The following is an 11147-nucleotide window of genomic DNA, read 5'->3' as shown; positions in this document are numbered from 1 at the left end:
CGCGCTGGGCGCCATGAACGGCGCGGGCCTTCCGGCGGTGCCTCCGGCGGTGCTGGTACAGGCGTCGGCGGTGGGGTATTATGGCGCCTGGCCCGACATGGCCACAGCCCCCCGCTGCGGCGAAGGCGACCCGCCGGGGGCCGGATTTCTTGCGGAAACCTGCGCCCGATGGGAAGCGTCGTCCGCCCCGGCACAGACCATGGGCGTGCGGCGCTGCATCATCCGCAGCGGTGTGGTGCTGGGGGCCGGGGGCGCGCTGGCGCACATGCTGCCCGCGTTCAAGGCCTGGCTGGGCGGCCCGCTGGGCAGCGGCAGGCAGCCGTTCCCGTGGGTGCACCTGGCGGACGAGGTGGGAGCCATCCTGCATCTGCTGGATACCCCGTCCTGTTCCGGCCCGTACAATCTTGCCGCGCCGCAGGCCGTGGACAATGCCGCGTTCACGGCGGAACTGAACCGCGCCGTGGGACGCCCGTCCTGGCTGCCCGCGCCGCCCGCGCCCGCCTTTGCCCTGCGCCTGGCCCTGGGCGAACTGGCGGAAGAAGCCCTGCTGGCCGGTCAGGTGGCCCCGCCGGACCGCCTGACCGATTCCGGCTACGCGTTCCGGTTCCCCACATTGCGCGCGGCGCTGGCGGACCTTCTGGCCTCCTGACGCATATGGCGCCGGAAGTTACCCCGGCGCGCAACACGACATTGCACAGTTCCGGAGCGGGCATGGCCTACTGCAAGATACTGCTGGTCGAAGACGAAGCCGTTTCGGCGCTGGACATGCGCCGCAGGCTGCGTTCGCTCGGCTACGGTGAACCGATGCTGGCCACCAGCGGCGCACAGGCCGTGGAAACAGCCCGTGGCGAAAAGCCCGACCTCGTGCTGATGGACATCATGCTCGGCGAGGGCATGGACGGCATCGATGCCGCCGGGCACATCCTGGCCCTCCACCCCGTGCCCGTCATCTACATGACCGCGCACGAGGATCCGGAGACCCTGCAACGCGCCAAGATCACCGAGCCGTTCGGCTACCTGCTGAAGCCCTTCGAGGACCGTGACCTGCGCACGTCCATCGAGATGGCGCTGTACAAGCACCAGATGGATCACGAAACCCGGCGCAAGGAGCGGTGGTTCGCCACCACCCTGCGTTCCATCGCCGATGCGGTGCTCACCGTGGACCGCCATGGACGCATCACCTACATCAACGCCAGCGCCGAGGCCATGACCGGCGCCGACCACCACACCTGCATCGACCGCCATTTCGCGGATCACGTGGACATCCGGCCCGGCGGCAACGGCCACAACCTGCAAGACCCCAACGACCTGCTGGCCCAGCCCCTGCCTGTTGCAGTTCCCTCCGCTCCCGTGGGCCTGTCCGGCATGTCCGGCCCCGTGAGGCCGTCCGCCCCGGCGGGCGCAACCGCGCCTGCCGCTCCACTGGGCCCCACGGCCATGACCGAAGCCTTCGTGCATCACCCCGATGGCCGCGCGCACCCCATAGAAATGAGCGCCTCGTCCCTGGCCGACCCGGACGGGCGCCGGGTGGGCACGGTGCTGGTGTTCCGCGACATCACCGAACGCCGCCAGTCGGAAGCGGCCCTGCGCCGCAGCGTGGAGGATTTGCGCCGCACCCTGCGCCAGACCGTTTCCGCCCTGGCCACCGCATCGGAAAAGCGCGACCCGTACACGGCGGGGCATCAGGCTCGCGTGGCGGAACTGGCCCACGCCATGGCCGTGCGGCTGGGCCTTTCCGGCGAACGGCTGGAAGGGCTGCGGGTGGCGGGCATGCTGCACGACATCGGAAAAATTCACATCCCTGCGGAAATACTGGCCAAGCCCACCCGCCTGTCCGACCTGGAAATGGGCATCATGCGCACCCACAGCCAGGTGGGTTACGACATCCTGAAGGAAATCGAGTTTCCCTGGCCGGTGGCCCAGATCGTGCTGCAACACCATGAACGACTGGACGGTTCCGGCTACCCCAACGCCCTTTCGGGCGACGACGTCCTGCCCGAGGCGCGCATCCTGGCCGTGGCCGACGTGGTGGAGGCCATGTCCTCGCACCGGCCCTACCGCGCCTCGCTGGGGCTGGGCCCGGCCCTGGCAGAGATTGCCGCCGGGCGCGGCACGCGGTACGACCGCAACATGGTGGACGTGTGCGTCAGCCTGTTCCACGACGGCTTCATCCTTTCCTGATCACCCCCTTTCGCACCCGCAACCGGACACGCCATGCACGCCCGCATCCTGATCATCGACGACGAAGACGGCATCCGCTTCTCCCTGCGCGGCATTCTCGAAGACGAAGGCTTCGAGGTGCTCGAGGCTCCCAACGGCGAGGACGGCCTGGCCCTGCTGGCCCGCGAGACGCCCGATCTGGTGTTTCTGGACATCTGGATGCCCGGCATGGACGGACTGGCCGTGCTGGACCAGTTGCACGCCCAGCGTCCCGACCTGCCGGTGATCATGATTTCCGGCCACGGCACCATCGAGACTGCGGTCAACGCCATCCGCAAGGGTGCGCACGACTTCATCGAAAAGCCCCTGTCGCTGGAAAAGGTGCTGATCGCGGCGCAGCGCGCCCTTGAATACGGCGACCTGCGTCGCGAGAACGAGGCCCTGCGTGACAGCCTGCCCACGGCCCACGCCGACGAAATGAATGGCCGCTCGCCGGTGATGGAGGCCCTGCGCGGCCAGATCGCGCGGGTGGCCCCCACCGACGCCTGGGTGCTGATCACCGGAGAAAACGGCACCGGCAAGGAACTTGCGGCGCGTGCCATCCACGCGGGCAGCCGTCGGGCCGACCGGCCCCTGGTGGCCGTGAACTGCGCGGCCATTCCGGAAGAGCTCATCGAAAGCGAACTGTTCGGGCACGAAAAGGGCGCCTTCACCGGGGCGGATTCCGCCAAGGCGGGCAAGTTCGAAATGGCCCACAAGGGCACGCTGTTCCTGGACGAGATCGGTGACATGAGCCTGAAGACCCAGGCCAAGATACTGCGCATATTGCAGGAACAGCAGTTCGAACGGGTGGGCGGCCACCGCACCATGCGCGTGGATGTGCGCGTCATCGCCGCCACCAACAAGAATCTGGAAGACGAAATAGCCGCCGGCACCTTCCGAGAGGACCTGTACTACCGGCTGCGGGTGTTCCCGCTGGTGCTGCCTCCCCTGCGCGAACGCGAGGGCGACGTACCCCTGCTGATCGACCTGTTCGCCCAGCGCCTGGCCCGCGACTACGGCGTGCGCCCGGCCACCTTCACCCCCGACGCGCAGGAAGCGCTGGCCCAGTATCCGTGGCCCGGCAACGTACGCGAACTGCGCAACTTCGTGGAGCGCATGCTCATCCTGCATGCGGGCCTGGAGGTGACGCGGGCCATGCTGCCGCCGGAATTCCTGCCCCGACCGGGTGCGGCCACCAACGGCAGTGCGACCGCGGGAACGGCGACGGGCGGCAAGGCCGCGTGCGGAACCGGGAGCGCACCCGGTCAAGGGATGGACCCGCATCCGGACCATCTGGCCGTGGCCGCGCTGCTGGCCCCCGGCATGGACCTGAAGGCGGCCCGTGCCGCCTTCGAGGCGCAATACCTGGCCGCGCGCCTTGCGGAATGCGGCGGCAACGTAACCCGGCTGGCCGAGGCCGTGGGCATCGAGCGCAGCCATCTGTACCGCAAGCTGAAAGGGTACAACATCCAGACTACCGACTGACCGGCGGACTGCCGGCGGACGCAGACTGGCCGGGCGCCCGCCACGGGCATGGGCGCCGATCGCATATGGCGCCCCAGTGGGCCGACGGGAGGCAACATGCATACGCTGGTATTTCTGCGTCACGGGCAAAGCGCGTGGAACCTGGAAAACCGCTTCACCGGCTGGACCGACGTGGACCTTTCGCCCGAGGGCGAGCAGGAAGCGCGCGATGCCGCCCGCCTGCTGGCGGACGAGGGGCTGGCCTTCGACATCTGCCACACCTCTGTGCTCACCCGGGCCATCCGCACCCTGTACATCGTGCAGCATGAAATGGGGCTGTTGTGGCTGCCGGTGCACAAGCACTGGCGGCTCAACGAACGTCACTACGGCGGCCTGCAAGGGCTGGACAAGGCGGAAACCGCCGCCCGCTTCGGCGAGGACCAGGTGTTCGAATGGCGGCGCAGCTACGACACCCCGCCCCCGCCCCTGCAAGGCGACGATCCGCGCAACCCCGCCGGGGATGCCCGCTACGCGGGCCTTCCGCCCGACGTGCTGCCCGCCAGCGAAAGTCTGAAGGAAACCGTGGCCCGCGTGCTGCCCTACTGGCACGACGTCATCGCGCCGCAGGTGCTGGCCGGGCAGCGGGTGCTGGTGACGGCCCACGGCAACAGCCTGCGCGCCCTGGTCATGCACCTGGACGGCATGACCCCGGACGCCGTCACCAGACTGAACATCCCCACCGGGCTGCCGCTGGTCTACACCCTGGACGCTTCGCTGCGCCCGTTGGCCCACCGTTACCTTGGCGACCCTGCCGTGGCCGAGGCGAAAGCCAAGGCCGTGGCGGCGCAGGGCGCGGCGCGAAAATAGCGGGCGGCTCCCCTGCCCGTGCCACGCGCCGCAGGGGCACACACCCGCGGGCTCGATCGGCCACGCGCAGGGGAGCGAACGCGCACGGCTCGCCACGCCATGCGGACTGTGATAAGGTTGCGGGCAAAGCAGTATGTGCAAAGCGAATCCGGCAACGTCAGTTGCCGCGTGCCCCAATGCGTCGGCCGCCAGTTTCATTGACAAGCCCGGAACGCGTACCTACCGTTGCAGCCCGTGCCCGGCACGGACGACACACTCACAGGCCTGCGACCTCTGCGGGGGGGAAGCGCGCCGCAAGGAGCAAGCATGGCGAGCAATATCAACCTTAAACTCAAGCAGAAGCAGTACGAGAGCACCGTGGTCGAATTCATCAACGAGAAGAAGGGCTACTTTCTTGTCGTGAGTGACGACCCGAACTTCATTTCGCTGCTGCGCAACACGGTTGCCAAGCATCTTGCCATTGCCACGGATGCGCTCTCGGTGGTCACCAACACCGATTACATCATCAAGTCCATCCGCGACGTCTCCATGCGCAAGAAGAACGTTCTGGTGTTCATGGAGCGCATGCTTGAGGGCCGCGACACCGGCATTCTGGTCCGGCAGGTCAAGAACGCCTATTCGGACGTGAAGATCATCATCCTTACCGGCGAGACGGAGCGGCAACGCCTGGTGCTGCTGCACGAAATCGGCGCGGACAACTTCATCAGCAAGCCCCTCTCGGTGAACACGCTGATCGAAAAGATCGCCTTCACCATCAAGCCGCAGGGCAAGCTGGGCCAGCTCATCGACACGGCACGGGCCATGGTGCAGCAGGGCTCGCACGAAAGCGCCCTGAAGGTGTGCCGCAAGATACTGGAACTGAAGCCCAACAGCGCCGCCGGGTTGCTGGTCATGGGTGACGCCTACCAGGCGCTTGGCAAGATGGACCGCGCCCGGGAGAGCTTTGAAGAAGCCAGCCGCAACGCCGACCTGTACCTGGAGCCGCTGAAGAAACTGGCCGACCTGAACAAGCAGATCGGCGACAGCGAAGCCCAACTGGGATACCTGGAAAGGCTGGACCGCCTCTCGCCCCTCAACGTGGAGCGCAAGGTGGACATGGGCGAGATCCATGTGGAGATGGGCAACCAGGAAAAGGCCGAGGAACTCTTCGAACTGGCCGTCACCCAGGCCACGCGCGAAGCCATGGCCTATATCGGCGACATTTCCGAGCGCATCGCCACCATCTACAGCGAACGCGACCCCGAACGGGCCGAACGCTTCCTGCGCAAGGCGCTGGACGCCAAGGGCGACATGCTGGACCGGGGCGACCTGGGCACCTTCAACCGCCTGGGCATCGCCCTGCGCAAGCAAGGCAAGTGGCGCGACGCCACCATAGAGTACCAGAAGGCCCTGCGCATCGCGCCGGACGACGAAAACCTGTACTACAACATGTCCATGGCCTTCGCTGAGGGCAAGGAATTCCGCGACGCGCGGTCCAACATGCTGAAGGCCATGGCCATCAACCCCGATCTGCCCCGGCGCGACAAGACCATCGCCTTCAACATGGGCCTGGTGTTCATGCGGGCGGGTGGACGCGACTACGCAGAACGCTGCCTGCAGGTGGCGCTGGAATTGGACCCGGACTTCGACCTCGCGCGGCAGGCCCTGGAACGATTGGGACAATCATCCTGATGCATTGTCGATCATTCCGCAGATTGCCCCCCCGGGGTGATCTGCCGATTTCACGGGGGGCCTTGCGCAAGTCCCCCTTTTTTGCGGGTTGCAATCCGGACTGCTTTTCCATATGCTGATATCCTGATGTAATGAAACGGCGCGTGCGCCACCAACGGAGGTTAGCAAGATGGCGAGTTTCAAGGTGAACAAGACGATCGCGGAAATCAACGAGCGCATTCGCCAGGGCAAGGCCGTGGTGCTGAATGCCGAGGAGATGACCGAGGCCGTCCGTCGAATGGGCAAGGAAAAGGCCGCCCGCGAAATCGACGTCGTCACCACCGGAACCTTCTCGCCGATGTGTTCCTCCGGGCTGCTTTTCAACATCGGCCAGCAGGATCCGCCCACCCTCAAGACCGCCAAGGTCTGGATGAACGACGTGCCCGCCTACGCGGGGCTTGCTGCCGTGGATTCCTACCTGGGCGCCACCGAACCCACCGAGGACGACCCCCTGAACAAGGTCTACCCGGGTCGGTTCAAGTACGGCGGCGGGCATGTCATCGAAGACCTGGTGCGCGGCAAGGCCGTGCACCTGCGGGCAGAGGCCTACGGCACCGACTGCTACCCGCGCAAGTCGCTGGACAAGAAGATCACCCTGTCCGAACTGCCCTATGCGCACCTGCTGAACCCGCGCAACTGCTACCAGAACTACAACGCGGCGGTAAACCTGACGAGCCGCATCATCTACACGTACATGGGCCCGCTGAAGCCCAACCTGCGCAACGTCAACTTCGCCACGGCGGGCCGCATCTCGCCGCTGTTCAACGACCCGCTGTTCCGCACCATCGGCCTTGGCACCCGGATATTCCTGGGCGGCGGCACGGGGTACGTGCTGGGGGCGGGCACGCAGCACGTGGCGGCGCCCAAGCGCACCGAACGCGGCCTGCCGCTTTCCCCTGCGGGCACCCTGATGCTGAAGGGCGACCTGAAGGGCATGAATCCCCGCTACCTGCGCGGCCTGTCCTTCCTTGGCTACGGCTGCTCGCTGGCGGTGGGCGTGGGCATTCCCATCCCCATCCTGAACGAGGAAATCGCCTGGTTCACCGGCGTGGACGACAGCGACATCCAGATGCCGGTCAAGGACTACGGGCACGACTACCCCAACTGCCTGCCGCGGGTCATCCAGCACGTGACCTACGAAGACCTGAAGAGCGGCGAGGTGGAGATCATGGGCAAGAAGGTGGAAACCGTGCCCATGACCAGCTACCCGCTGTCGCTGGAAGTGGCCAACACGCTGAAGTCGTGGATCGAAAAGGGCGAATTCCTGCTTACCGAGCCGGTGGAACTGCTGCCTTCGGCGTAGGGATTTCCCTCCGGCCACGAACATGAACTGAACAACCCGCCGGACGCGCGCAAACAGCGCGCACCCGGCGGGTTTCGTTTTTCGGTTGGCGGGTCTTGCCGCAAGGCGCGGAAGCACTACCTTCTGCTCTGTCCTAGGCACACCATTCGCCCATAGACACACCATATGCCCAATACCGCCCCGCCGCGCTCCGACGCACTCCCTCCTGCCCTGCTGGACCTGCTGGCCACCATGCCGGAACTGGCGGTGGCCCTTTCCGGCGGGCTGGACAGCCGTTTCCTGACCCACGCCGCCCTGCTGGCAGGCTGCCGCGTCACCGCCCTGCACATCACCGGCCCGCACATGCCCCCCCGCGAAACGGCAGAAGCCCGCAGTTGGGCCACCGCGCGCGGCGCCGCGTTCGTCACCGTGCCGCTGAACCCGCTGACCATCCCGGCCATTGCGGCGGGCGACCGCGACCGCTGCTACCACTGCAAGCACGCCGCCTTCACCACCCTGCTGGCCACGGCAGCCCCCCTGCCCCTGTGCGACGGCACCAACGCCGACGACCTGACCGCCTATCGCCCCGGGCTGCGCGCCCTGCGCGAACTGTCCATCCGTTCGCCGCTGGCCGAGGCGGGCCTTTCCAAGGCCGATATACGCGAACTGGCGGCACGCACCGGCATGGACAGGCCGGACCAGGCGGCCCGCCCCTGCCTGCTGACCCGGCTGGCCTACGGCATGCAACCCGACGCCGCCACCCTGGCCCGCCTTGCCGCCGCGGAAGAAGAACTGGAAAACCTTGGCCTGTGGGACTTCCGCCTGCGGCTGGCGCCCGACACCCCGCCCCGCCTGCAACTGGGTCCGGCGCACGCGGGGCACGACAGCCCGGCAAACATACCTCCCGGGGACGTGCTGCTTTCCATCCTTGCCCGCCACGGCTTCGGTTATGCGACCATCGACGCGGGCGATCAGGTAAGCGGCTATTTCGACCGCTGACTCCGGCCCGCGTGCCCGATCTGGCCGACACGCACCTCGCGTGCCCTGCCTTTCACGCGCCACTGGACAAAACCCGTGGTTCGTGGTAGGTGGTCTCTCTTATCACACGCGATTTCACGGAGGAGTTCCCCATGGCCCACAAGAAGATCGAACGCAAGAAAGAACTGGATCGTCGCCGTCAGCGCCGCGAAAAGCGCCTCAAGCAGCGCGTGCGCGAAGCGAAGGCCGCCGCCAAGTCCTAAGGCATCCAGGTTTTTCGTTCCGCCGCTAGAACGCCCCGCGCTTCGCGCAACGTGCCCCCGGTGGCACGTCGCCCGAGGCGCGTGTGCTTCCTGCGGGGCGGATCGCCACGTACCTGCCCCCTTTCGCCGCACTGCATGCGGCATGCGCCGGGGGCACGGGCGATTCATGCAGCACCACGGAACATATACCTCGCCATGCATGCAGCACCCGGCAGCGGGCATGGCGGTGACCCCGCCCCGTCCATCGTACGGCACCACACCGTCGTGCATGCCGTCTGTGCTCCAACGCATGGCCTTCCCCGTTTGACAACGCGTACGACGCTGTTTAGGCTCGTGCATCACGCGTAGGTTATGCAAGGAGGGTAGCGTGCCCATCTACGAATATCGTTGCAGCGACTGCGAGCAGATCTTCGAGGAATGGCTGAAGACCTTCGACGAAGCCCCCCGCTCCTGTCCGGTATGCGGCGGTCACGCCGACCGCATCGTGTCCAACACCAGCTTCGTGCTCAAGGGCGGCGGCTGGTACGTCACCGACTACGGCAACCGCTCGTCCAGCGATTCGCATGCGGGCGCAGAAGCCCCCGGCAGCGGCGATGCCGGGTCCGGCGGGTCCAATGGATCGGGAAACTCGAGCGCCTCTGGCGGCTCCGCCGATTCCGGAACCGCTGCCGCGTCGTCCGGCACCGCCGCAGCGGGCCCAAGCCCGGCCAAGTGTGCCTCGGTCGCCCCGTCGGGCGGCTGCGCCGCCGCATCGGGCACAGGCTCGTAGTATTCAGGGGCAGTCCGCAAGGCTGCCCCTTCTCACGCGTGGACCCGTCCGCAAGGCTGTCCTTTTCACGATCGGCCCCAACTCCAGCCTGACGCGCGCCAGTTTTGCAGACGACGGCGCGCGCCGCACCGGCCAGAAGCATCCAGGCGCACCGGCCCGCCGGGCCGCCACGCCGCTCCGGCGGCATACGCAACCGCACCAGCACAGCATCAGCAAGGAAGCCACGATGATCGACCGTTATTCCCGCCCAGAGATGGCCCGCATCTGGACCCTCGAAAACCGCTTCCGCGCCTGGCTCGACGTTGAACTGGCCGTGTGCGAGGCCTGGCACCGCCTGGACGTCATCGGCGCGGACGACATGCGCGTCATCCGCGAAAAGGCCGACTTCGACGTGGACCGCATCCTGGAAATCGAGCAGGAAACCCGGCACGACGTCATCGCCTTCCTGACCGCCGTGGAAGAAAAGGTGGGGCCCTCGGCCCGGTTCATCCACCTGGGCTGCACCTCGTCGGACATCGTGGACACGGCCAACGGCCTGCTGCTGGCCCAGGCCGGCGAACTTATCCTGAAGGGCTTCGAACGGCTGCTGTCCACCCTGGAAACCCTGGCCTTCGCCAACAAGGGCCGCCTGTGCATGGGCCGCACCCACGGCATCCACGCCGAACCCACCAGCTTCGGACTGAAGATGGCGGGCTTCCACGCCGAATTCCAGCGCCACGTGGCCCGCTTCCGCGACGGGCTTGAAAGCGTGCGCGTGGGCAAGATTTCCGGCGCCGTGGGCACCTACGCCATGCTCGACCCCCGCGTGGAGGCCATTGCCTGCGAAATCCTGGGCCTGAACGTGGACCCCATCTCCACCCAGGTCATCCAGCGCGACCGGCACGCCCATTTCTTCACCTCGCTGGCGCTGGCCGCTGGCGGCGTGGAACGGCTGTGCGTGGAACTGCGCCACCTGCAACGCACCGAGGTGCTGGAGGCCGAGGAAGGCTTCGCCAAGGGCCAGAAGGGGTCGTCGGCCATGCCGCACAAGAAGAACCCCATCTCGGCGGAAAACATGACCGGCCTTTCGCGCCTGATCCGCACCAACTCGCTGGCCGCCATGGAAAACATGGCCCTGTGGCACGAGCGCGACATCAGCCATTCGTCCGTGGAACGGGTGATCATGCCCGACTCCACCATCCTCATGGACTACGTGCTGCACCGCCTGTCGGGCCTGTTGTCCAACCTGCGGGTGATCCCCGAGAACATGGACCGCAACCTGGCCGGGTCGTACGGACTGTACTACTCGCAACGCGTGCTGCTGGCCCTGGTGGAATCGGGCATGGCCCGCCAGGAGGCCTACGTGATGGTGCAGCGCTGCGCCATGCAGAGCTGGGAAACCAGAAAACCCTTCCCCGACATGGTGCGGGCCGACGCGGACATCGCCGCGCGCCTTGCTCCCTCCGTCCTTGATGAACTGTTTGATCCCGGCTACTATCTGCGCCACGAAAACATGATCTTCGAGCGGGTGTTCGGCCGCAGCTGAGGAATACCGGGCGCCCACCAGCGCTTCCGGGCGCCCCGCGGCGTCGGCATGCCGGGCGGTCCATCCGCCCGGTGCGCCAGCGCACGG

The 11147-nt window shown here is 66.9% G+C and carries 9 protein-coding genes; all 9 read left to right on the top strand.

Annotated features, from left to right (window positions below; translation table 11 throughout):
* A partial coding sequence (locus FVW20_RS18425; RefSeq protein ID WP_196610717.1) for a DUF1731 domain-containing protein occupies positions 1 to 649 on the top strand: 649 nt, incomplete at its 5' end.
* Between the two features lie 62 nt (positions 650 to 711).
* The gene (locus tag FVW20_RS18420; protein WP_196610716.1) at positions 712 to 2181 is read left to right on the top strand and encodes an HD domain-containing phosphohydrolase; all 1470 of its coding nucleotides are present in this window, start codon (positions 712 to 714) and stop codon (positions 2179 to 2181) included.
* Positions 2182 to 2214: 33 nt separating this feature from the next.
* The gene (locus tag FVW20_RS18415) at positions 2215 to 3687 is read left to right on the top strand and encodes a sigma-54-dependent transcriptional regulator (protein WP_196610715.1); all 1473 of its coding nucleotides are present in this window, start codon (positions 2215 to 2217) and stop codon (positions 3685 to 3687) included.
* A gap of 96 nt (positions 3688 to 3783) precedes the next feature.
* Positions 3784 to 4533, top strand: a complete 750-nt coding sequence (gene gpmA, locus FVW20_RS18410; RefSeq protein ID WP_196610714.1) for a 2,3-diphosphoglycerate-dependent phosphoglycerate mutase — start codon at positions 3784 to 3786, stop codon at positions 4531 to 4533.
* Positions 4534 to 4839: 306 nt separating this feature from the next.
* Positions 4840 to 6204, top strand: coding sequence for a tetratricopeptide repeat protein (locus FVW20_RS18405; RefSeq protein ID WP_196610713.1), 1365 nt, complete (start codon positions 4840 to 4842; stop codon positions 6202 to 6204).
* Positions 6205 to 6373: 169 nt separating this feature from the next.
* Positions 6374 to 7546 (top strand): homocysteine biosynthesis protein, encoded by a 1173-nt coding sequence (locus tag FVW20_RS18400; protein ID WP_007524008.1) that lies wholly within the window; start codon positions 6374 to 6376, stop codon positions 7544 to 7546.
* A 165-nt stretch (positions 7547 to 7711) separates the two neighbouring features.
* A complete protein-coding gene (gene larE, locus FVW20_RS18395) occupies positions 7712 to 8524 on the top strand; it encodes an ATP-dependent sacrificial sulfur transferase LarE (RefSeq protein WP_196610712.1) in 813 nt (270 codons plus the stop codon).
* Positions 8525 to 9133: 609 nt separating this feature from the next.
* Positions 9134 to 9535 (top strand): FmdB family zinc ribbon protein, encoded by a 402-nt coding sequence (locus FVW20_RS18390; RefSeq protein ID WP_196610711.1) that lies wholly within the window; start codon positions 9134 to 9136, stop codon positions 9533 to 9535.
* A 226-nt stretch (positions 9536 to 9761) separates the two neighbouring features.
* Positions 9762 to 11060, top strand: coding sequence for an adenylosuccinate lyase (gene purB / locus FVW20_RS18385; RefSeq protein ID WP_196610710.1), 1299 nt, complete (start codon positions 9762 to 9764; stop codon positions 11058 to 11060).
* The last annotated feature ends 87 nt before the right edge of the window (positions 11061 to 11147 follow it).

Origin of the sequence: Nitratidesulfovibrio oxamicus, assembly GCF_015731765.1 — a bacterium.
GTDB lineage: Bacteria > Desulfobacterota > Desulfovibrionia > Desulfovibrionales > Desulfovibrionaceae > Cupidesulfovibrio > Cupidesulfovibrio oxamicus.
This window is presented reverse-complemented; position numbering and strand designations above follow the sequence as displayed.